We start from the raw sequence: 22,652 nt of genomic DNA on the forward strand, positions 1-22,652 counted from the left end.
TGTCACCCGTGGAGGGTTGCTTCTGCGTGCGTGACGAAACGCTTCACCATCACATCCAGCCGCTTCGGCGCGATCCTTCGCTCTGCCTCAGAGCGTGCGCCGCAGCCCGAGTATCCATCTACAAGGACAACCCACTACATGACTACCGCAACGACCGCCCCGGCCACCAAGCAGGTCGCGATCAACGACATCGGATCTGCCGAGGACTTCCTGGCCGCGGTCGAGAAGACCCTGAAGTTCTTCAACGACGGCGACATCATCGAGGGCACGATCGTCAAGATCGACCGCGACGAGGTCCTGCTCGACGTCGGCTACAAGACCGAGGGCGTCATCCCCTCGCGCGAGCTCTCCATCAAGCACGACGTCGACCCGAACGAGGTCGTCTCCGTCGGCGACCAGGTCGAGGCCCTCGTTCTCCAGAAGGAGGACAAGGAAGGCCGTCTGATCCTGTCCAAGAAGCGCGCCCAGTACGAGCGCGCCTGGGGCGACGTCGAGAAGATCAAGGAGAACGACGGCGTCGTCACCGGTCAGGTCATCGAGGTCGTCAAGGGTGGCCTCATCGTCGACATCGGCCTTCGCGGCTTCCTGCCGGCCTCGCTCATCGAGCTGCGCCGCGTCCGCGACCTCACGCCGTACCTCGGCCAGGAGCTCGAGGCCAAGATCCTCGAGCTGGACAAGAACCGCAACAACGTGGTCCTGAGCCGCCGCGCCCTGCTCGAGCAGACGCAGTCCGAGTCGCGCACCACGTTCCTCAACAACCTGCACAAGGGTCAGGTCCGCAAGGGCGTCGTCTCGTCGATCGTCAACTTCGGTGCGTTCGTCGACCTGGGCGGCGTGGACGGCCTCGTGCACGTCTCCGAGCTGTCCTGGAAGCACATCGAGCACGCCTCCGAGGTCGTCGAGGTGGGCCAGGAGGTCACCGTCGAGATCCTCGAGGTCGACCTCGACCGCGAGCGCGTCTCCCTGTCGCTGAAGGCGACGCAGGAGGACCCGTGGCAGGTCTTCGCCCGCACCCACGCCATCGGCCAGGTCACCCCGGGCAAGGTCACCAAGCTCGTCCCGTTCGGCGCGTTCGTGCGCGTCGCGGACGGCATCGAGGGCCTCGTGCACATCTCCGAGCTCTCCAGCAAGCACGTCGAGCTGGCCGAGCAGGTCGTCTCGGTGGGCGAAGAGGTCTTCGTCAAAGTCATCGACATCGACCTCGAGCGTCGCCGCATCTCGCTGTCCCTCAAGCAGGCCAACGAGTCGGTCGACCCCTACGGCACCGAGTTCGACCCGGCCCTGTACGGCATGCTGGCCGAGTACGACGAGAACGGCGAGTACAAGTACCCGGAGGGCTTCGACGCCGAGACCGGCGCCTGGAAGGACGGCTTCGACGCTCAGCGCGAGGCATGGGAGCAGGAGTACGCCGCCGCCCAGACTCGCTGGGAGGCGCACAAGGCCCAGGTCCTCAAGGCCGCCGAGGCCGAGGCCGCCGCAGGCGAGGACTTCGGGGGCGCGCAGTCGTTCTCGAGCGACTCCGCCGGCGCGGGCACGCTGGCCGACGACGAGGCTCTCGCGGCTCTCCGCGAGAAGCTCTCGGGCGGCAACGCGTAACAACGCTCTGACAGAACGGGCCGTCACCTCCGGGTGGCGGCCCGTTCCGCGTTCCCGGGGCGTGCGAGGATGGATCCATGCCTTTCGCCGTGCCCTCCGTCGGAGCCGGCATGCCCGCCGGGCTGCGGATCCGATGAGCTTCAGCGGCCACGCGCGCGGATCCTCCTCCTACCGGCGCCTGCTGATCGGCCTGTTCTTCGCCGGCATCGCCACGTTCGCGCAGCTGTACTCGCCGCAGGCCGTGCTGCCGCAGCTCGCGGAGGATCTGGTGATCGCGCCGGCGACGGCCGCGCTGAGCGTCTCCGCGGCCACGCTCGGACTCGCCGCCGCCGTGATCGCGTGGTCCCAGGTGGCCGACCGGATCGGCCGGGTCCCGGCGATGGCGATCGGCGTGATCGCGGCGACCGCGCTGGGGCTCGTCGCGCCGCTCAGCGACGGGATCGGGATCCTGCTCGCGCTCCGCTGCGCGGAGGGGATCGCGCTGGGCGCCGTCCCGGCCGTCGCGCTCGCCTACCTCGCGGAGGAGGTCGATCCGCGGCATGCGGCGGCGTCGGCGGGCAGCTACATCGCCGGCACCACGGTCGGCGGGCTTCTCGGCCGCATCGTCTCGGGCATCGTCGGGGAGGCCGCCGGCTGGCGCGCCGGGGTGTGGGCCGCCGCGCTGCTCTGCGCGCTCTGCGCGGTGCTCTTCCTCTGGCTCACCCCGCGGGCGCGCGGATTCGTGCCGCTGCGCCTGCGCGCCGAGCCCGGCGCCGGCATCGTCCCGCGGCTCCTCGCGCTGCTGCGCTCCCCGAGTCAGCTCGCGCTCTACGCGCAGGGCTTCCTGCTGATGGGCGCGTTCGTCGCGGTGTACAACTACCTGGGCTTCCATCTCACGGATCCGCCGTTCCGGCTGCCCGGATGGCTCGTCACCCTTCTGTTCCTCGCGTATCTCGCCGGCACCGTGTCGTCGCCGTGGGCGGGGACGCTGGCGTCCCGGGTCGGGCGGCACCCGGTCCTGCTCGGCGCGACCGGCGTCATGCTGCTCGGCGCGCTGCTGATGCTCACGCCGTCCACGGCCGTCGTGCTTCTCGGGCTGCTGCTGTTCACCGCCGGCTTCTTCGGCGCGCACGCGGTGGCTTCCGGATGGGCGCCGGTGGCGGCCGGACCGGAGAGCCGGGCTCAGGCCTCCTCCCTCTACTACTTCGGGTACTACGCCGGGTCGAGCCTGTTCGGCTGGGCGCTCGGGCTCGTCTTCGGGCAGCGCGGCTGGACCTGGTTCCTCGCCGCCGTGGTGGCGATGTGTGCGGCGGCGGCTCTGGCGGCCGTCGGTGCGCTGAGCCGGGCTCCGAGCGCGCACGTCCCGGCCGGTCCCCGCGCCGACGGGACCGCGGGCGGGCGTGTGCGAGACTGACCGCATGCCCCTCATCGCGCTCACCGGCGGCATAGCGTCGGGGAAGTCCACCATCGCGGCTCGGCTCGTCGAGCACGGCGCCGTCGTCATCGACGCGGACCGGATCGTGCGCGACGTGCAGCTTCCCGGATCCCCGGTGCTGACGCGGATCGCGGAGGAGTTCGGCGACGAGATGATCCTGCCCGACGGCGCGCTGGACCGCGCCAGGCTCGGCGGCCGTGTGTTCGGCGATCCGGACGCGCTGGCCCGGCTGAACGGGATCGTGCACCCGGCCGTGAAGGCCGAGTCGCAGCGCCGCTTCCGGGAGGCGCTCGCGGCGGATCCCGCGCAGGTCGTCGTGTACGACGTGCCGCTGCTCCTCGAGGCGCGGGTGGACGACCCGTGGGATCTGATCGTCGTCGCGGACGCCCCCGCTGGATTGCGGGAGGACCGCCTCGTGCAGAACCGCGGGATGGCGCGCGAGGACGCACGGGCAAGGATCGCGTCGCAGGCGCCGGACGAGAAGCGCCGCGCGATCGCGGATGTCCTGATCGACACGTCGGGGGAGATGGCCGAGACCATCCGGCAGACCGACGAGCTCTGGGCGCGCCTGCGGAGCGCCGCGTGAGCGCGCTGCTGGCCGCCTACGACGCGCAGCTGCGCGGCGAGCGCGAACTGCGGGGTGCGCAGGACGTGCGGTGGATCGGCCCGGTCGTTGTCGGCGTGTTCCCGGGTGGGAGCGGGTTCGCCGGCTACCGCGATCTCGGCGGCGCCGACGAGCCGCGCATCCGCTCGCTCGTGCAGGACGTCCGCGCGCACTTCGAGGCGCTGCCGCATGTGCGCGACGCGGAGTGGAAGACGCGGGGCCACGACGTCGCACCGGGTCTCGCGGCGGCGCTGCGCGATGCCGGCTTCGAGCCCGATGAGGAGGAGTCGGTGATGCTCGGGGACGCCGCCGCGCTCTCCGCCGACGTCCCGCTCCCGGACGGCGTGCGGCTGCGCGAGATCCGCTCCGAGTCCGACATCCGGGCGATGGCCTCGCTGCAGGGCGCCGTGTTCGACGACCCGGACTGGCGGATCCGCGCGCAGCGGATCGTGACGCGTCTGGCCGCGGGGGAGGACGTCGTCCTGTGGATCGCCGAGGCCGATGGCCGGGTGATCGGCACCGGACGGCTCGAGCCCGTGGCGGGCACCGAGTTCGCCGGGATCTGGGGCGGTGCGACGCTGCCGGAGTGGCGCGGGCGCGGCGTGTACCGCGCACTGACGGCGAAGCGCGCACAGGCGGCCCTCGCGCGCGGCCACCGCTATCTGCACTCCGACTCGACGGAGTTCTCCCGGCCGATCCTGGAGCGCTCCGGGATGCGCAAGGCCACCACGACCATCCCGTACGTCTGGAGCCGGGAGGGCTGAGACCGGGCCGCAGTGTCCGAGGTCCCTCGTACAGTGGAGGGATGCAACCCACACGTTCGGTCCGGCCGTTCGAAGTCGTCTCCGAGTACGCGCCCGCGGGCGATCAGCCGCAGGCGATCGCCGAGCTCGCGGCGCGGATCAACGCCGGCGAGACCGACGTCGTGCTGCTCGGCGCCACGGGCACCGGGAAGTCCGCGACCACGGCGTGGCTCATCGAGCAGGTGCAGCGGCCGACCCTCGTGCTGGCGCACAACAAGACCCTCGCCGCGCAGCTGGCGAACGAGTTCCGCGAGCTCATGCCGCACAACGCGGTGGAGTACTTCGTCTCGTACTACGACTACTACCAGCCCGAGGCGTACGTGCCGCAGACGGACACCTTCATCGAGAAGGACTCGTCGGTCAACGCCGAGGTCGAGCGCCTCCGGCACTCCACCACGAACTCGCTGCTCAGCCGGCGGGACGTCGTCGTTGTCTCCACGGTGTCGTGCATCTACGGCCTCGGTGCGCCCGAGGAGTACTTGCGGGCGATGGTCGCACTGCAGGTGGGCGAACGCTACGACCGCGACGCGCTCATCCGGCAGTTCATCGCGATGCAGTACAACCGCAACGACGTCGACTTCTCCCGCGGCAATTTCCGGGTGCGCGGCGACACGATCGAGATCATCCCGGTCTACGAGGAGCACGCGATCCGGATCGAGCTGTTCGGCGACGAGATCGAGGCGCTGTACTCGCTGCATCCGCTCACCGGCGAGGTCATCGCCAAGCTCGACTCGGTGCCGATCTTCCCGGCCTCGCACTACGTCGCCGGCAGCGACGTCGTGCAGCGCGCGATCGGCACGATCGAGGAGGAGCTCGCCGGTCGTCTCACGGAGCTGGAGCGGCAGAGCAAGCTGCTCGAGGCGCAGCGGCTGCGGATGCGCACGACGTTCGACCTGGAGATGCTGCAGCAGCTCGGGTTCTGCTCCGGCATCGAGAATTACTCGCGGCACATGGACGGCCGCGAGGCGGGGGAGCCGCCGCACACGCTCCTGGACTTCTTCCCCGACGACTTCCTGCTCGTGATCGACGAGTCGCATGTCACGGTCCCGCAGATCGGCGCGATGTACGAGGGCGACGCCTCCCGCAAGCGCACCCTGGTGGATCACGGGTTCCGCCTGCCCAGCGCCCTGGACAACCGGCCGCTGCGCTGGGACGAGTTCAAGAACCGGATCGGCCAGACCGTCTACCTGTCGGCGACCCCCGGCAAGTACGAGATGGGGATCGCGGACGGCGTGGTCGAGCAGATCATCCGCCCGACGGGTCTGGTGGACCCGGAGATCGTGGTGAAGCCCTCGAAGGGGCAGATCGACGACCTGCTCGAGGAGATCCGGCTGCGCGTCGAGCGTGACGAGCGCGTGCTCGTCACGACGCTCACGAAGAAGATGGCGGAGGAGCTCACCGACTTCCTCGGCGAGCACGGGGTCCGGGTGCGCTACCTGCACTCGGACGTCGACACGCTGCGCCGCGTCGAGCTGCTCACCGAACTGCGCGCCGGCGTCTACGACGTGCTCGTCGGCATCAACCTGCTCCGCGAGGGCCTCGACCTGCCGGAGGTGTCGCTGGTCGCGATCCTCGACGCGGACAAGGAGGGGTTCCTGCGTTCCGGCACCTCGCTGATCCAGACGATCGGGCGCGCGGCGCGCAACGTGTCCGGCCAGGTGCACATGTACGCCGACAACATGACCGACTCGATGGCCAAGGCGATCGAGGAGACCGAGCGGCGCCGCGAGAAGCAGATCGCCTACAACACGGCGAACGGCATCGACCCGCAGCCGCTGCGCAAGCGGATCGCGGACATCACCGACGTGCTCGCCCGTGAGGGCGCGGACACGGCCGAGATGCTCGCCAAGCGCGCCAGGTCCGGCCGGGGCAAGTCGCCGACACCGAACCTGCGCCGGACCGGGATCGCCGCCGAGGGCGCGGAGCAGCTCGAGGAGACGATCGCCGATCTCTCCGCGCAGATGCTCGCGGCCGCCGGCGAGCTCAAGTTCGAGCTGGCCGCGCGGCTGCGCGACGAGGTGCAGGACCTGAAGAAGGAGCTGCGCGCGATGGAGCGGGCCGGCCACGCCTGATCGGCCGGCCGGGGAACCGCGGGGCGAGCATGGATGCATCTGTCACGGAACTGGCGGATCGGATCCGCGCGCTGCTGGGCGGCGATGGCGACGTCGAGGAGCGGGCGATGTTCGGCAGCCGCGCGTTCCTGGTGGACGGGAAGATCCTCGTCGGGGCGCGCACGGGCGGCCGGCTGCTCGTCCGTGTCGGTGCGGAGCACGGCGACCAGCTGCAGGCGGAGCCCGGCGTCTCCCGCACGGTCATGGGCTCACGGACGATGAGCGCGAACTGGCTGGACGTCGCGGCCGAGGCCGTCGCCGGGGACGACGCGCTCATGGCGTGGATCGACATCGCCCGGGAGGACGCCGCCGGGGCGGAATGACCGGGGTCGCGCGTGGGTGCAAGGCCTGGAAGGTCAGGGGCAGTGCATGAGCGGCTTCGGGCCGGTCCGGTCGATCTCGTGCGCGGTCATCGGGGCGCCGCACAGCGGGCAGGCGCGCTGCGCGCGCTCGGCGGCCGACGGCGGCGGGGTGCTCTCGTACGGGCCGACCGAGGCCGGGCCGGCGAAGCGGATGAGATTCGTGTTGACCCAGGCGTAGAGGCCACCGGCCTCGCGGATCCGGTCCCGGAGCGGAAGGCGGTCGGAGGGCTCGGGTGCTGCTGTCATGATCATTAGTGTACTAACTATTAGGGCAGAGAGTAACATCGGACCGTGACCGCACCGACGACCGACGACCTGCTCCGGCTGGACAACCAGCTGTGCTTCGCGCTCGTGACCGCGGCGCGGAACGTGGTCGCGATCTACCGCCCGATCCTCGAGCCGCTCGGGCTGACGCATCCCCAGTACCTCGTCATGCTCGCCCTCTGGGAGGAGTCGCCGCGGTCGCTGCGCGCGCTCGCCGAGGCGCTCGCGATGGATCCGGCGACCGCCTCCCCGCTGGTGAAGCGGCTCGAGGCCGACGGGCTGATCGAACGTCGCCGGAGCGAGCAGGACGAACGCCGTCTCGACATCGCGCTGACCTCGAAGGGCGTCGCCCTCCGCGCCCGTGCGGTCGACGTGCCGCGCCGGGTGATGGCCCGGCTCGGGCTCACGATCCCCGAGCTCGAGGCCGTTCGCGACGCGCTCGTGCGCTTCGCGGGAGCCGTCGAGCTCTGACCGCTCAGGGCCGTGACCGCACGCCTCACCCGGCGGGAACCGCCCTGTCCTAAGGTGAGGGACATGCGCCGCGACGTCACGCGATCCCGCACGCTCCCGCTCCCGGGGGCGATCGCGGCCGTCGTGCTGGCCACCGTGGTGCTGATGGCGATCGCCTCGCTGCAGGGCGTGCCGCAGTTCCACGACATCGGCTTCCCGCGGCCGCAGCTGACCCGCCTGCCGCCGTCGGCTCCGCCGCAGACGCCCGGTGCCCTGCCCGGATGGCTGGAGTTCCTGGAAAGCCCCGTGCTCCAGATGATCGCCGGGATCATCGGCACGCTGATCGTCGTGATCGCGGTGCTGCTCGGGCTCTGGACGCTCTGGCGCTGGACCCGCCGATTCTGGGATCTGCGCCCGATGCGGCGTCAGGCGGGCGCCGCCGCCCGCGTCGTCGCGCAGGCCGCTGCGACCGAGGAGGCCGTCGACGAGGTCCGGATCCGCACCGGTGCCGCGGCTGCGCAGGAGGCGATCGATGCGCACGCCGACCCGACCGAGGCGATCGTGGCGGCCTGGGTGCGCCTCGAGGACGCCGCCGAACGGGCGGGGAGCCCCCGGGCGGCCGTCGAGACGCCCGGCGAGTTCACGGCGCGGATCCTTCGCCGTCGCGCCGGGTTCGACCGCGAGACCGAGACCCTGCTCGAGCTGTACGAGAGCGTGCGGTTCGGCGGCCGGATCGCCGACGAGGAAGAACGCGCGACCGCACGCCGGTGCCTCGCCGCGATAGAGGAGGGATGGCGGTGATCCGCCGGATCGTCCTCGTCGGCCTGTCGGTGCTCCTCGCCGTTCCGGTGGCGCTGCTGCTGATGTTCCTCGGCGTGCCGCTGCCGTTCGCGATCTCGTGGATCCTCGTCGCGGCGGCGGCCGTCCTCGTGCTGCGGCAGAGCCTCATCGACGACGCGGGCGAATGGCCGCCGCCGCTGCCGGAGCGGGTCGAGCACGGCTCGGACGTGTCGCGGCTCGCCTGGGCGATCGATCCCCGCACGGGCGTCGTGGGGTTCGCGTTCCGCCGGCGGGTCACCGCGCTGATGCACCGCCGGCTGAACGAGAGCGGGGTCGATCCCGACACCGCGGACGCCGAGACCGTGGACGCGGTCCTCGGCCCCGGCGCGCACGCCGCGCTCGCCGCCAGGGACCTGCACCGCAAGGAAGTGGAGCGGATCCTCGACGCGCTCGAGAACCCGCCCGGCGCCCGGGCCGACCGCCCGATGGCCCCGCCCACGACATTCCACCCGACCGAGGAGACGACATGAGCACCGACGACACCCGTGCCGACGACATCGCGGCGGTCAGCGGCACCGCGGCCCTGGTGCTCGAGCGTGTCCGCACCGTGGTCGTGGGCATGGACGAGCCCCTCGTGCTCGCCCTCGCGACGATCCTCGCCGGCGGGCACGTGCTGTTCGAGGACGTGCCGGGGCTCGGCAAGACCCTCGCCGCGCGCAGCCTCGCCGCCGCGCTCGGGCTGGAGTTCCGCCGGCTGCAGTGCACGCCCGACATGCTCCCCGGCGACGTCACGGGCTCGTTCGTCTACGCGCCCGACACCGGCGACTTCCGGTTCCGGCCCGGGCCGATCTTCACCGGACTGCTGCTCGCCGACGAGATCAACCGCACCACCCCGAAGACGCAGTCGGCGATGCTCGAGGCGATGGCGGAGCGCCAGGTCACGGTGGAGGGGCGTCGGTACCCGCTGCCGGAGCCGTTCCACGTGATCGCCACCGCGAACCCGATCGAGTACGAGGGCACCTACGCGCTGCCGGAGGCGCAGCTGGACCGGTTCATGGTGCGGCTGTCGGTCGGCTATCCGACGTCCGAGCACGAGTCGGGCATCGTCGAGGAGCGGCTCCGCCGGCAGCGGGAACACGCCGACGTCGACGCGGTCATCGACGCAGAGGAGCTGCAGCGGATCCAAGCAGCCGTCGAGCGCATCCACGTCGACCCCGATGTGATCCGGTACGCCGTGGCGCTCACCCGCGCCACCCGCACGGCGTCCGACGTCTCGGTCGGCGCCTCGCCGCGCGGATCCCAGGCCCTCGTCCTGCTCGCCCGCGCGGTCGCGGCGCTGGAGGGCCGGGGCTTCGTCCGCCCCGACGACATCAAGCGCATCGCCGTGCCCGTGCTCGCGCACCGGCTCACTCTCACCCCGCAGGCCTGGGCGCAGGGTGTGGATCCCGCGGCGATCGTCCGCGCGGCGGTGAACGCGACGCCGGTGCCGCCGACCGTCGCCGTGGGCGCGATCCGGGACTGAACCGGAGCGCCGATGATCCAGGCCCGCGAGACGATGAGTGCGCCGCTGCGCTGGCGGCGCACGCCCGTGCTCGCCCTCGCGCTCGCCGGCGCGGTGCTCTCCGCCGGGCTCGGGCTGCTCTTCGGCCGACCGGACGTGATCGCGCTCGGGCTCCCGCTCGCACTGGCCGCCGTGTGGGCGCTGCTGCGTCCGCCGGTCGCGCCGTCCGTGGACCTCGCCCTGACCCTCGAGGCCGACGCGAGCGAGGACTCCTCGGTCGCCGGCACGATCGAGGCGGCCACCGCGGCGGAGTGGATCCAGCTCGCGGTGGATCAGGGCGGGGAGCGGACGGGGGAGGCGGAGACCGGTCCCGCCGACCCGATCCGGACGCGCACCCGTCTCCTGCACTCGGGCCCCGGCGAGGCGCTCGCCGTGACCGCCCGCGCCATGCACCACGACGGCCTGTGGATGAGCGAGCCGACCCCGCGCCTGCGGGCGATGTGGAACGCGGCGCCGGTCGTGCGGCGGATCGCCGGGCTCCCCGTCTCCCCGCGGCTGAGCGGGCTGCACGGGGCCCATGAGGGCGTCCGGCCGGGATCGGGCGGCGACTTCCGCGACATCCACCCGTTCGCGCCCGGCGACGAGCTGCGCCGTGTGGACTGGCGGGCCACCGCCCGGCTGGCCCGGCGCCCCGGCGACCTGCTCGTGCGGCGGACGAACGCGCTCAGCGAGAGCTCGGCGGTGATCGTGCTGGACACCGCGGACGATCTCGGCGAGGTCGCCGCGACCTGGGGCCAGGGGGCGAGCGCGCGCAGCGGCGTCACGTCGCTGGACCTCGGCCGCGAGGCCGCGCTGTCGCTCGCCGCGGCCGCCGTCGACGGCGGCGACCGGGTCGCCTTCCACGCGCTCGCCCCGGGCGGGCGCTCGGTCCGGGGCGGATCCGGATCCCGGCATCTCGAGCGGCTGCGCGGCGTGATCGCCTCGACCGGGGTGAGCGGCGACGGCTCGCGCTACCGGCGCACCCCGCCGATGCCGCCCGGGTCGATCGTGTTCGTGCTCTCCACGTTCTTCGACGGGGCCGCCGCCGACCTGGCGCTGCGGTGGCGGGCGAGCGGCCACGCCGTCGTCGCGATCGACGTGCTGCCGGTGCCGCGTGCGGATCGGCTCACCGCCGCACAGGGGCTCGCGATGCGCACACTGCTGCTGGAGCGCGCGGGGATGTTCGCGGATCTGCGCGGCGCCGGCATCGACGTCGTCGCCTGGTCGGCGGACGCGGGCATCCAGCTGCGGATCGCCGCGCGCCGCGCGCTGCGCGACAGGGGCAGGGGAGGACGGCGATGACCCGGCGGAACCAGCTGCTGGTCTCCGGGTCCGTGCCGGTGCCCCTGCTGCGACTGGTGTCCGCGGCCGTGATCATCGGCGCAGCGCTGGCGCTGAACCCGTCTCCGGTGTGGCGGAGCCTGGCGGTCGCCGCCGCGCTCGTCTCCGTGATCGTCCCGCGGTCCCTGATCGCGTGGGCGGGCATCGCGTGCCTGCCGCTCGGGATCGTCCTGACCCCGGCCTCGGCGGGCCGCACGGTGCTGGCGATCCTGGTGATCCACGTCGCCCACGTGCTCGCCGCCTGGGCGTGGGCGGCGCCCTGGCGCTCCCGGATCCGATTCGCACTGATGCTGCCGTCGCTGCGCCGGCTGCTGCTGATCCAGGTCGCCGCGCAGGCCGTCGCAGCCGTGATGACGCTGCTCGTCCCGCCCCTGGGCGGGCCGGGGCTCGACTGGCTGGCGCCCCTCGGCGCCGTCCTGCTGCTGGGCGCAGCGGCCCTCGTGCTCCGGGTGTCTCCGGCGCCCTGACCGGGGGTCCGGAGCCGATGTCGGAGGCCGCTCCTAGACTTGACGGGTGCCGATCGTACCCGTAACCACCCCCGGAAGACTCAGCGTCCGCGGAGCCCGCGTCCACAACCTCCGCAACGTCGACCTCGAGATCCCGCGTGACTCGCTCGTCGTGTTCACCGGCCTGTCCGGATCCGGGAAGTCCAGCCTCGCCTTCGACACGATCTTCGCCGAGGGCCAGCGCCGCTACGTGGAGTCGCTGAGCGCGTACGCCCGGCAGTTCCTCGGTCAGGTCGACCGCCCCGACGTCGACTTCATCGAGGGGCTGAGCCCCGCCGTGTCGATCGACCAGAAGTCGACCAACCGCAACCCGCGCTCGACCGTCGGCACGATCACCGAGATCTACGACTACATGCGCCTGCTCTGGGCGCGCATCGGCGTTCCGCACTGCCCGCAGTGCGGCGAGCGGATCCAGCGGCAGACCGTGCAGCAGATCGCCGACCAGCTCATGGAGCTGCCCGAGCGCACCCGGTACCAGATCGTCGCGCCGGTCGTCAGCCAGAAGAAGGGCGAGTTCGTCGACCTGTTCCGCGAGCTCGGCGCGAAGGGCTACGCGCGCGCCATCGTGGACGGCGAGATGATCCAGCTCGCCGAGCCGCCCGTGCTGAAGAAGAGCTACAAGCACGACATCGGCGTGGTCGTCGACCGCCTCGTCGCCGCCCCCGACATCCTCGGGCGCGTCACCGACTCCGTCGAGACCGCGCTGGGCCTCGCCGGCGGCGTGGTGCAGGTCAACTTCGTGGACGAGGAGGGCGACGACGCCTGGCAGTCGTTCTCCGAGAAGCTCGCCTGCCCGAACGGGCACCCGATCACCCTCACCGAGATCGAGCCGCGCACGTTCTCGTTCAACGCGCCGTTCGGCGCCTGCCCCGCCTGCTCCGGCCTCGGCACCCGGATGTCGGTGGACGTCGACCTCATGCTCGGCGACGAGGGCCTGTCGATCCGCGAGGGCGCGATCCTGCCGTGGACCACGCAGGGCAAGGGACTGTTCCAGTACTACGAGCGGCTGCTCGAGGGGCTCGCCGCCGACCTCGACTTCTCGCTCGACACGCCCTGGCACCAGCTGCACTCCGACGTGAAGCAGGCCGTGCTGCACGGAGAGAACTACAAGGTCACCGTGAAGTGGAAGAACCGGTACGGCCGCGAGATGCGGTACTCGTCCGGCTTCGAGGGCGTCGTGCCCTACATCGAGCGGCAGTACCAGCAGGCGGAGAGCGACACCCAGCGCAGCCGCTGGGGCGAGTACCTCCGCGAGGTGCCGTGCCCGGTCTGCGACGGCGACCGGCTCAAGCCCGAGGTGCTCGCCGTGCGCGTGCACGGGCACTCGATCGCCGCGGTCTCGCACAAGAGCCTCGCCGAGGCGCAGGAGTTCATGGCGCGCCTCGAGCTCACCCCGCGCGAGGCGAAGATCGCAGCTCAAGTGCTCCGCGAGATCCGGCTCCGGCTCGACTTCCTGCTGCAGGTGGGCCTGTCGTACCTGAACCTCAGCCGCTCGGCGGGATCCCTCTCCGGCGGCGAGGCGCAGCGCATCCGCCTCGCGACGCAGATCGGATCCGGTCTCACCGGTGTGCTCTACGTGCTCGACGAGCCGTCGATCGGCCTGCACCAGCGCGACAACCGGCGCCTCATCGAGACGCTGCTCACCCTGCGCGACCTCGGCAACACCCTGATCGTCGTCGAGCACGACGAGGAGACCATCGAGGCCGCGGACTGGGTCGTCGACATCGGCCCGGGCGCGGGCGTCGGCGGCGGCGTCGTGGTGCACTCGGGCCCGTACGAGGCGCTGCTGCACGACCGGAACTCGATGACCGGCGACTACCTCGCCGGGCGGCGCGAGATCGCCACGCCCGCCAAGCGCCGCAAGATCGACCGCAAGCGCGTGCTCAGCGTGGTCGGCGCGAAGGAGAACAATCTCCAGAACGTCACGGCGGAGTTCCCGCTCGGCGTGCTCACCGCGGTCACCGGCGTGAGCGGATCCGGCAAGTCCTCCCTCGTGAACGACATCCTGTACCGGGTGCTCGCCGCGCGACTGAACGGTGCCCGCACGGTCCCCGGCAAGCACACCAGGGTCACGGGCCTGGACAACCTGGACAAGGTCGTGCACGTCGACCAGGCGCCGATCGGCCGCACCCCGCGGTCGAACCCGGCCACCTACACGGGCGTGTTCGACCGGATCCGCACGCTGTTCAGCGAGACGCCCGAGGCGAAGGTCCGCGGCTACCAGCCCGGCCGGTTCAGCTTCAACGTCAAGGGCGGCCGCTGCGAGGCGTGCTCGGGCGACGGCACGATCAAGATCGAGATGAACTTCCTGCCCGACGTGTACGTCGACTGCGAGGTCTGCCACGGCAAGCGGTACAACCGCGACACCCTCGCCGTGCACTACAAGGGCAAGAACATCGCCGAGGTGCTGGAGATGCCGATCGAGGAGGCGGCGGAGTTCTTCGAGCCGATCCAGGCGATCCACCGGTACATGAAGACCCTCGTCGACGTCGGCCTCGGCTACGTGCGTCTCGGCCAGTCGGCGACCACCCTCTCCGGCGGCGAGGCGCAGCGCGTCAAGCTCGCGACCGAGCTCCAGCGCCGCTCGAACGGCCGCAGCATCTACGTGCTCGACGAGCCGACCACCGGACTGCATTTCGAGGACGTGCGCAAGCTCCTCGAGGTGCTGAACAGCCTCGTCGACAAGGGCAACACCGTCATCGTGATCGAGCACAACCTCGACGTGATCAAGTCGGCGGACTGGGTGATCGACCTCGGGCCCGAAGGCGGATCCGGCGGCGGGCAGATCATCGCCACGGGGACGCCCGAGCAGGTCGCCCGCAATGAGGACAGCCACACGGGCGCGTTCCTCGCGGAGATCCTGCACGGCGCCGCGGCCGCGGGGCGGCCGGGCGCGCGGCGGGTGCTCGAGCGCAAGGCGGGCTGATGGCGACAGAGCTCCCGTACAAGCCGCAGCCGGGGGAGATCCCGACCGACCCCGGCGTGTACCGGTTCCGCGACGCCCAGGGCCGGGTGCTGTACGTCGGCAAGGCGAAGAACCTGCGCCAGCGGCTGTCGAACTACTTCGCCCCGCTGCGCACCCTGCACGAGCGCACCCGGCGCATGGTCACCACCGCGGCGTCCGTGGAGTGGACCGTCGTACCCACCGACGTGGACTCGCTTCAGCTCGAGTACATGTGGATCAAGGAGTTCGATCCGCCGTTCAACGTGCGCTACAAGGACGACAAGTCCTACCCGTTCATGGCGATCACGCTGGCGGACGAGGCGCCGCGTGTGATCGTGACCCGCAACCGCCGGATCCCGGGAGCGAAGTACTTCGGCCCGTACCCGAAGGTGTGGGCGGTGCACGACACGATCGACCTGATGATCAAGGTCTTCCCGATCCGCACCTGCAGCGACGCGAGCTACCGCAAGGCGATGCAGACCGGGCGGCCGTGCTTCCCCGGGCAGATCGGCAAGTGCGGCGGGCCGTGCTCGATGACCGTCACGATCGCCGAGCACCGGGCCATGGTCGACGACTTCATCGCGTTCATGGAGGGCGGCGACGAGCGGTTCACCCGCGATCTGACCCGACGGATGCACGAGGCGTCGGCGGCGATGGACTACGAGAGCGCCGCGAAGTACCGCGACCAGCTCGCCTCGATCGAGGCGGTGCTCGGCCGCAGCGCCCTCGTGCTCCCGCAGGACGAGGACGCGGACCTGTTCGGCATCGCCGAGGACGAGCTGTCCGCCGCGATCCAGCACTTCGTGATCCGCGGTGGACGTGTCCGAGGCGTGCGCGCGTCGACCCTCGACAAGGAGATCGACATCACCGGCGCCGAGCTCGTCGACCAGATCCTGCAGCGCGTCTACGGCGAGGCGAGCGGGGAGCAGGTGCCGCGCCGGGTGCTCGTGCCGGCCCTGCCCGACGACACCGCCGAACTCGAGGAGTGGCTGCGGGAGCGCCGCGGCAGGAAGGTCGAGATCGCCGTCGCCCAGCGCGGGCAGCGCGCCGAGCTCATGCGCACCGCGACCCTGAACGCCCAGCAGGCCCTGATCCGGCACAAGACGCGGCGTTCGAGCGACTACACGACGCGCACCCAGGCGCTCACCGACCTGCAGGAGGCCCTCGGCCTCGACGAGGCGCCGCTGCGGATCGAGTGCTTCGACATCTCCCACCTCGGCGGCACGAACGTCGTCGCGTCGATGGTGGTGTTCGAGGACGGCCTGCCCCGCAAGGACCAGTACCGCTCGTTCAACATCGCCGAGACCACCGATGACACCGACTCGATGTACCAGGTGCTGCGCCGGCGGCTCGCGCACATCGACGCGCCCGAGGAGCCGGCGGAGCCGGGCGAGCCCGTGCGCCTCACCGAGGACGGAGAAGAGATCGTCGTCACCGAGCGCCGCAAGCCGCGCTTCGCCTATCCGCCGCAGCTGCTCATCGTCGACGGCGGCAAGCCGCAGGTCGAGGCGGCGGCGCGGGCCCTGCGCGACGCGGGGCGGACGGAGATCGGGCTGTGCGGCATCGCGAAGCGGCTCGAGGAGCTCTGGCTGCCGGGCGACGACTACCCGGTCATCCTGCCGCGCACGAGCGAAGCGCTGTATCTCGTGCAGCGCCTGCGCGACGAGGCGCACCGGTTCGCGATCACGCATCAGCGCAAGCGCCGCAAACGCGACATCGCCTCGATCCTCGGCGAGGTGCCGGGGCTCGGCGGCGCGCGGATCAAGGCGCTGCTGCGGCACTTCGGATCCGTCGCGGCGCTGCGCCGTGCCGGGGCCGACGAGATCCAGGAGGTCCCGGGCATCGGGCCGGCGCTCGCCGAGGCGATCCGGGTCCACCTTGCCGGCCCCGCCCGCGCCGGCGTCGCGCCCGGAGGACCCGCCGAAGACGACGGACCCGGCGACGACGGCCTGGACGAGGAGGCCGCCCGCATCGGTGACGCGGAGACCGCGGAGCGTCGCTAGGCTGTTCCCGAGCGAGGAGGACAGCACATGAGCGCCGACCAGGGTGAGTTCCTGATCGTCACCGGAATGTCGGGCGCGGGACGCTCGACCGTCGCGAACGTGCTGGAGGATCTCGGCTGGTACGTCGTGGACAACCTCCCGCCGCAGATGCTGCGGCCGCTGCTCGATCTCGCCAACCTCGGCGGGGCGGCGATCCCCAAGGTCGCGGCCGTCGTCGACGTGCGCGGCCGGGATCTGTTCGACGGCTTCCCCGGCGTGGCCAGGGCGCTGCGCGAGCACGGATCCGTGCAGGTCGTCTTCCTCGACGCCGCCGACGACGTGCTCGTGCGCCGCTTCGAGTCGGTGCGGCGCCCGCACCCATTGCAGGGCGACGGCACGCTGCTCGACGGCATCCGCACCGAGCGCACCCGCGTCGCCCCGTTGCGCGAGGCGGCCGACATCATCATCGACACGTCGAACTTCAACGTGCACCAGCTCGCGAACAAAGTCACCGAGGTCTTCACCGAGGAGGGGGTGGCGCGGCACAAGCTCACGATCATCAGCTTCGGTTTCAAGTACGGGCTGCCCTCCGACGCCGACCTCGTCGCCGACATGCGGTTCCTGCCGAACCCGTTCTGGATCGACGAGCTGCGCGGATCCACCGGGCTCGACTCCGAGGTCAGCGACTACGTGCTCACCCGCGACGGGGCGCAGGAGTTCCTCGACGCGTACTCGAGCGCCCTCCGGCCGGTCCTGGACGGCTACCAGCGCGAGAACAAGAGCCACTCCACGGTCGCGGTGGGGTGCACGGGCGGCAAGCACCGCTCCGTCGCGATGGCGGAGGAGCTGGCGCGGCGGCTCGCGCAGACGCCCGGGGTCGCCGTGACCGTGCGGCACCGGGATCTCGGACGCGAGTGAGCGGCCGCGCCCGGCCGTCATGAGAGCTTCCGGCCGGGTAAGCTGATCCCTTGCGTCGCGATCCGGCGCTGCCCGAGAGAAGGAGACCCGTGGCACTCACCACCGACGTCAAGGCAGAGCTCGTCAGCATCCGGAACGCACCGCCCACGGTGCGCGTCGCGGAGGTGACGGCCGTGCTGAGGTTCGCCGGCGGGCTGCACCAGATCGCCAACCGGATCGCCGTCGAGGCAGAGGTCGACGCCGAACTGCTCGCGCGCCGCGTGGCCCGCGACCTCGCCGAGCTCTTCGGCGTCCGCCCCGAGATCGCCCCGATCCAGGGCGCGTCCACGCACGACGGCGCGAAGTTCGCCGTCCGCGTGATCGGCGCGGGGGAGACCCTCGCGCGTCAGACCGGGCTCCTCGACCAGCGCCGCCGCCCCGTGCGCGGCCTGCCCAACCGTCTCACCACCGGCTCCCGCGACGAGCTCGCCGGTCTCTGGCGCGGCGCCTTCCTCGCCGCCGGTGCGCTCAGCGAGCCCGGCCGCTCGGCCGTGCTCGAAGTCGCCTGCCCCTCGTCGGAGGCCGCTATGGCGCTCGTCGGCGCCGCGCACCGGATCGGCATCGCCGCGAAGGCCCGCGAGGTCCGCGGCATGCCGCGCGTCGTGATCCGCGAGGCCGAGGGCATCCGTGCCCTGCTCGCGCTCATGGGCGCGAACAAGACCGCCGCCGCGTGGGAGGAGATGCGCCAGCGCCGCGAGGTGCGGGCCGGCGTCAACAGGCTCGTCAACTTCGACGACGCGAACCTGCGCCGCTCCGCGCAGGCCGCCGTCGCCGCGTGCGCCCGCGTCGAGCGCGCCCTGGAGATCCTCGGCGACGAGGTCCCCGACCACCTGCGCACCGCCGGCGAGCTGCGCCTCGCGCACCGTGACGCGAGCCTCGACGAGCTCGGCCACCACGCCGAGCCGCCGCTCACGAAGGACGCGGTCGCAGGCCGGATCCGGCGCCTGCTGGCGATGGCCGACAAGCGCGCGCAGACCGATGGGATCCCCGGGACCGAGGCTGCGGTCCCCGCCGGCATCGAGCTCTGATCCGCCGCCGGATTCCGGCCTGCGGAAAGGCCGTGCCGGCCGCCCGGATCCGTTCGTCATACCGGGAAGGATCCCCTCGTCGCGAGGGTTGCCGTCGATAGGATGGAGACGTCCGCCCCGCGGCGCACCAAGGCGCCACGGGGGACCGGCAAGCGCCGCGAGCGCGGCGCGGATTGGATGACATCGACATGGCGACTTACACGCTGCCCGACCTTCCGTACGACTTCGCGGCCCTCGAGCCGCACATCAGCGGCAAGATCATGGAACTGCACCATGACAAGCACCACGCCGCCTACGTCGCCGGTGCGAATGCGGCGCTCGACGGTCTCGCCGAGGCGCGCGAGACCGGCAACCTGGCGAACGTGAACCGCCTGGAGAAGGACCTGGCGTTCCACCTCGGCGGTCACGTCAACCACTCGATCTTCTGGACCAACCTGTCGCCGAACGGCGGCGGCCAGCCGGAGGGCGAGCTGAAGGCGGCCATCGACGAGTTCTTCGGCTCGTTCGAGAAGTTCCAGGCCCACTTCACCGCCGCGGCCATGGGCATCCAGGGCTCGGGCTGGTCCGTGCTCAGCTGGGACCCGATCGGCGCCCGCCTGATCATCCAGCAGCTGTTCGACCAGCAGGGCAACACCGCCCAGGGCACGGTCCCGCTGTTCCAGCTCGACATGTGGGAGCACGCCTTCTACCTCGACTACCTGAACGTCAAGGCGGACTACGTCAAGGCGGCGTGGAACATCGCCAACTGGGAGAACGTGTCGAACCGTTTCGAGGCTGCGCGCGAGAAGACCAACGGACTGCTGGTACTGTCGTAAAAGATGGGCGTCCTGATGGGCGTGAAGCCCATCAGGACGCCGTTGTCCGTGCAATCCGCAAGAATCACGCACTTCCTTGAGTAAGAACCAGGAGACTTTCGTGTCTGTCAAGATCGGTATCAACGGCTTCGGCCGAATCGGACGGAATTACCTTCGCGCGGCTCTCTCGCAGCACGCCGATCTCGAGATCGTCGCGGTGAACGACCTCACCGATCCGAAGGCTCTCGCGCACCTGCTGAAGTACGACTCCGTCGGAGGTGTGCTGAACGCGGACGTCTCCTACGACGGCGACACCATCACGGTCGACGGCAAGACGATCAAGGTCCTCGCGGAGCGCGACCCCGCCGCCCTGCCGTGGGCCGACCTGGGCGTCGACATCGTCATCGAGTCGACCGGCCGCTTCACCAAGGCCGAGGACGCCGCCAAGCACATCGCGGGCGGCGCGAAGAAGGTCATCATCTCCGCTCCGGCGACCGGCGCGGACGGCACGTTCGTCGTCGGCGTCAACGAGGAGACCTACGACGCGGCCAACCACCACATCATCTCCAACGCGTCCTGCACCACGAACGCCCTCGCGCCGCTCGCCAAGGTCTTCAACGACGCGTTCGGCATCGAGCGCGGCTTCATGATGACCGCGCACGCGTACACCGCCGACCAGAACCTCCAGGACGGTCCGCACAGCGACCTGCACCGCGCCCGCGCCGCCGCGATCAACATCGTCCCGGCCTCGACCGGCGCCGCCAAGGCCATCGGGCTGGTCCTCCCGGAGCTCGACGGCAAGCTCAGCGGATCCTCCTACCGCGTCCCGGTCCCCACCGGCTCGATCGTCGACCTGACGCTCGTCACCGAGCGCGACGACCTGACCGTCGACGAGGTCAACGCCGCATACCGTGCGGCCGCCGCGGAGGGCCGCCTGCAGGGCTACCTGCAGTACAACGAAGACCCGATCGTGTCGAGCGACATCCAGCAGAACCCGCACTCCTCGGTCTTCGACGCCGGCCTCACCAACGTCGCCGGCAACCTCGTCAAGGTCTCCAGCTGGTACGACAACGAGTGGGGCTACTCGAACCGGCTCGTGGACCTGACCGAGTACGTCGCCGAGCGCCTCTAAGCTCAGACACATGACTCTGCGCACCCTCGAATCCCTCGCCGATTCGGTCGGTTCGCTCGACGGAACGCGCGTCATCGTCCGTTGTGACCTCAACGTCCCGCTCCGGGACGGGGTCATCACGGACGATGGCCGCGTTCGCGCGTCGGTGCCGACCCTCCAGGCCCTGATCGACCAGGGCGCCCGTGTGATCGTCTGCTCGCACCTGGGCCGCCCGGATGGATCCCCGGATCCGCAGTACAGCCTCGTCCCGGCCGCCCGCCGTCTCGGCGAGCTTCTCGGGCAGCCGGTGGCGTTCGCCACGGACACGGTCGGCGATTCGGCGCAGGCCGCCGTCGCCGCCCTGCAGCCCGGCGGCGTCGTCGTGCTGGAGAACCTCCGCTTCAACCCGGGGGAGACCTCGAAGGACGACGCGGAGCGCCGCGCGTTCGCCGAGCAGCTCGCCGCCCTGGGCGATGCGTTCGTCTCCGACGGCTTCGGCGTCGTGCACCGCAAGCAGGCCAGCGTCTACGACCTCGCCGAGCTGCTGCCCTCCGCGGCGGGCCTGCTCATCGAGGCCGAGCTGAAGGTCCTGGACCGCCTCACCGAGAACCCGGAGCGCCCCTACACGGTCGTACTCGGCGGATCCAAGGTGTCCGACAAGCTCGGCGTGATCTCGCACCTGCTGCCCCGCGTCGACCGTCTGCTGGTCGGCGGCGGCATGCTGTTCACGTTCCTCGCGGCGGAGGGTCACGCGGTCGCGTCCAGTCTCCTGGAGAAGGACCAGCTGGACACCGTGCGCGGGTACATCGCGGAGGCGAAGGAGCGGGGCGTGGAGCTCGTGCTCCCCACCGACGTGGTCGTCGCCGCCTCGTTCGCGGCCGACGCCGCGCACGAGACCGCCGCGGCGGACGCGATCGAGCAGACCTCGTTCGGCGCCTCCGGCATCGGCCTCGACATCGGACCCGACACCGCCGCGCGCTTCGCCGAGGCGATCCGCGGCTCCAGGACCGTGTTCTGGAACGGCCCGATGGGCGTCTTCGAGTTCCCGGCGTTCGCCGCCGGCACGAAGGCGATCGCCGAGGCGCTCACCGAGACCGACGGTCTCAGCGTCGTCGGCGGCGGCGACTCCGCCGCCGCGGTGCGCCAGCTCGGCTTCGCCGACGACCAGTTCGGTCACATCTCGACGGGCGGAGGCGCGAGCCTGGAGTTCCTCGAGGGCAAGAAGCTTCCCGGCCTGGAGGTGCTCGGATGGGCGTGAACAATCGGACCCCGCTGATCGCGGGCAACTGGAAGATGAACCTCGACCACCTGCAGGCGGTCGCGTTCGTGCAGAAGCTGCACTGGACGCTGAAGGACGCCAAGCACGAGGACGGCACGGTCGAGGTCGCGGTGTTCCCGCCGTTCACCGACCTGCGCAGCGTGCAGACACTCATCGACGCCGACCGGATCCCGTTCGCGTTCGGCGCGCAGGACGTGTCCGCGAACGACTCCGGCGCCTACACCGGCGAGATCTCCGGCGCGTTCCTCGCGAAGCTCGACGCACGCTACGTCATCATCGGCCACTCGGAGCGGCGCGAGTACCACGCCGAGTCCGACGAGGTCGTGGCGGCGAAGACCCGCGCGGCGCTCAAGCACGGCCTCGTGCCGGTGATCTGCGTCGGCGAGACCGCCGAGGACCTGGAGGAGTTCGGCGCGAGCGCCGTTCCCGCCGGGCAGCTCGAGGCGGCCCTCGCCGGGCTCCCCGCGAACGCGGACATCGTGGTCGCCTACGAGCCGGTCTGGGCGATCGGCTCCGGCCAGGCTGCCACTCCGCAGCAGGCGCAGGACGTCTGCGCCGTGTTGCGCGGCGTGATCGCGAAGACCGTCGGGGAAGAGGCGGCCGCGCGGACGCGGATCCTCTACGGCGGCTCGGTGAAGGCGGCGAACATCGCCGCGTTCATGCGCGAGCCGGACGTGGACGGCGCGCTCGTCGGAGGCGCCAGCCTCGTGGTCGACGAGTTCGCCTCGATCGTGCGCTATCAGAAGCACGTCGGGGTGTGAGCCAGGGGCGCATCGCGCCCTCGAC

At 71.4% G+C, this 22,652-nt stretch carries 21 protein-coding genes; 20 read left to right on the forward strand and 1 reads right to left on the reverse strand.

What is annotated here, in order from left to right; translation table 11 throughout:
- Positions 1–138: 138 nt before the first annotated feature.
- The 6 genes from rpsA (at position 139) to RBR11_RS03640 (ending at position 6,851) form a co-directional block, all read left to right on the forward strand.
- Positions 139–1,596: a 30S ribosomal protein S1 gene (gene rpsA / locus RBR11_RS03615; protein WP_308487940.1), complete on the forward strand. Its 1,458-nt coding sequence runs from the start codon at positions 139–141 to the stop codon at positions 1,594–1,596.
- 133 nt (positions 1,597–1,729) lie between these two features.
- Positions 1,730–2,989 (forward strand): MFS transporter, encoded by a 1,260-nt coding sequence (locus RBR11_RS03620; protein WP_308487941.1) that lies wholly within the window; start codon positions 1,730–1,732, stop codon positions 2,987–2,989.
- Positions 2,990–2,993: 4 nt separating this feature from the next.
- Positions 2,994–3,596, forward strand: a complete 603-nt coding sequence (coaE, locus tag RBR11_RS03625; protein WP_308487942.1) for a dephospho-CoA kinase — start codon at positions 2,994–2,996, stop codon at positions 3,594–3,596.
- A complete protein-coding gene (locus tag RBR11_RS03630) occupies positions 3,593–4,378 on the forward strand; it encodes a GNAT family N-acetyltransferase (RefSeq protein ID WP_308487943.1) in 786 nt (261 codons plus the stop codon). The genes coaE and RBR11_RS03630 overlap by 4 nt, the downstream gene beginning before the upstream one ends.
- Before the next feature lie 41 nt (positions 4,379–4,419).
- Positions 4,420–6,489 carry an excinuclease ABC subunit UvrB gene (gene uvrB, locus RBR11_RS03635; protein WP_308487944.1) on the forward strand — a complete coding sequence of 690 codons (2,070 nt, stop codon included), beginning with the start codon at positions 4,420–4,422 and terminating at the stop codon, positions 6,487–6,489.
- Between the two features lie 29 nt (positions 6,490–6,518).
- Positions 6,519–6,851, forward strand: coding sequence for a TfoX/Sxy family protein (locus tag RBR11_RS03640; protein ID WP_308487945.1), 333 nt, complete (start codon positions 6,519–6,521; stop codon positions 6,849–6,851).
- A gap of 33 nt (positions 6,852–6,884) precedes the next feature.
- Here RBR11_RS03640 and RBR11_RS03645 read toward each other — a convergent pair whose 3' ends face one another.
- On the reverse strand, positions 6,885–7,136 hold the full coding sequence (locus tag RBR11_RS03645) for a hypothetical protein (protein ID WP_308487946.1): 252 nt from the start codon (positions 7,134–7,136) through the stop codon (positions 6,885–6,887).
- Between the two features lie 45 nt (positions 7,137–7,181).
- Here RBR11_RS03645 and RBR11_RS03650 point away from each other — a divergent pair, with 45 nt between their 5' ends.
- The 14 genes from RBR11_RS03650 (at position 7,182) to tpiA (ending at position 22,627) form a co-directional block, all read left to right on the forward strand.
- Positions 7,182–7,625 (forward strand): MarR family winged helix-turn-helix transcriptional regulator, encoded by a 444-nt coding sequence (locus tag RBR11_RS03650; RefSeq protein ID WP_308487947.1) that lies wholly within the window; start codon positions 7,182–7,184, stop codon positions 7,623–7,625.
- Positions 7,626–7,688: 63 nt separating this feature from the next.
- Positions 7,689–8,405, forward strand: a complete 717-nt coding sequence (locus RBR11_RS03655) for a DUF4129 domain-containing protein (RefSeq protein ID WP_308487948.1) — start codon at positions 7,689–7,691, stop codon at positions 8,403–8,405.
- The gene (locus tag RBR11_RS03660; RefSeq protein ID WP_308487949.1) at positions 8,396–8,914 is read left to right on the forward strand and encodes a hypothetical protein; all 519 of its coding nucleotides are present in this window, start codon (positions 8,396–8,398) and stop codon (positions 8,912–8,914) included. Before RBR11_RS03655 ends, RBR11_RS03660 begins: the two co-directional genes overlap by 10 nt.
- Complete coding sequence (locus RBR11_RS03665; protein WP_308487950.1) at positions 8,911–9,906, forward strand: AAA family ATPase; 996 nt, start codon at positions 8,911–8,913, stop codon at positions 9,904–9,906. The genes RBR11_RS03660 and RBR11_RS03665 overlap by 4 nt, the downstream gene beginning before the upstream one ends.
- Positions 9,907–9,918: 12 nt before the next feature.
- The gene (locus tag RBR11_RS03670) at positions 9,919–11,226 is read left to right on the forward strand and encodes a DUF58 domain-containing protein (RefSeq protein ID WP_308487951.1); all 1,308 of its coding nucleotides are present in this window, start codon (positions 9,919–9,921) and stop codon (positions 11,224–11,226) included.
- On the forward strand, positions 11,223–11,732 hold the full coding sequence (locus RBR11_RS03675) for a hypothetical protein (protein ID WP_308487952.1): 510 nt from the start codon (positions 11,223–11,225) through the stop codon (positions 11,730–11,732). The genes RBR11_RS03670 and RBR11_RS03675 overlap by 4 nt, the downstream gene beginning before the upstream one ends.
- 46 nt (positions 11,733–11,778) lie before the next feature.
- Complete coding sequence (gene uvrA / locus RBR11_RS03680) at positions 11,779–14,697, forward strand: excinuclease ABC subunit UvrA (protein ID WP_308487953.1); 2,919 nt, start codon at positions 11,779–11,781, stop codon at positions 14,695–14,697.
- Positions 14,697–16,718, forward strand: a complete 2,022-nt coding sequence (uvrC, locus tag RBR11_RS03685) for an excinuclease ABC subunit UvrC (RefSeq protein WP_308487954.1) — start codon at positions 14,697–14,699, stop codon at positions 16,716–16,718. The genes uvrA and uvrC overlap by 1 nt, the downstream gene beginning before the upstream one ends.
- A 27-nt stretch (positions 16,719–16,745) precedes the next feature.
- A complete protein-coding gene (gene rapZ / locus RBR11_RS03690) occupies positions 16,746–17,615 on the forward strand; it encodes an RNase adapter RapZ (RefSeq protein WP_308487955.1) in 870 nt (289 codons plus the stop codon).
- Positions 17,616–17,704: 89 nt separating this feature from the next.
- Complete coding sequence (whiA, locus tag RBR11_RS03695) at positions 17,705–18,682, forward strand: DNA-binding protein WhiA (protein ID WP_308487956.1); 978 nt, start codon at positions 17,705–17,707, stop codon at positions 18,680–18,682.
- A gap of 188 nt (positions 18,683–18,870) precedes the next feature.
- A complete protein-coding gene (locus RBR11_RS03700) occupies positions 18,871–19,497 on the forward strand; it encodes a superoxide dismutase (RefSeq protein WP_308487957.1) in 627 nt (208 codons plus the stop codon).
- Positions 19,498–19,597: 100 nt separating this feature from the next.
- Positions 19,598–20,608, forward strand: a complete 1,011-nt coding sequence (gene gap / locus RBR11_RS03705) for a type I glyceraldehyde-3-phosphate dehydrogenase (RefSeq protein WP_308487958.1) — start codon at positions 19,598–19,600, stop codon at positions 20,606–20,608.
- Between the two features lie 10 nt (positions 20,609–20,618).
- Complete coding sequence (locus tag RBR11_RS03710) at positions 20,619–21,845, forward strand: phosphoglycerate kinase (protein ID WP_308487959.1); 1,227 nt, start codon at positions 20,619–20,621, stop codon at positions 21,843–21,845.
- Entirely contained in the window at positions 21,836–22,627 is a 792-nt protein-coding gene (gene tpiA, locus RBR11_RS03715) for a triose-phosphate isomerase (RefSeq protein ID WP_308487960.1), read from the forward strand. The genes RBR11_RS03710 and tpiA overlap by 10 nt, the downstream gene beginning before the upstream one ends.
- The last annotated feature ends 25 nt before the right edge of the window (positions 22,628–22,652 follow it).

It is taken from the genome of Microbacterium capsulatum (genome assembly GCF_030865425.1).
GTDB classification, from domain to species: domain Bacteria; phylum Actinomycetota; class Actinomycetes; order Actinomycetales; family Microbacteriaceae; genus Microbacterium; species Microbacterium capsulatum.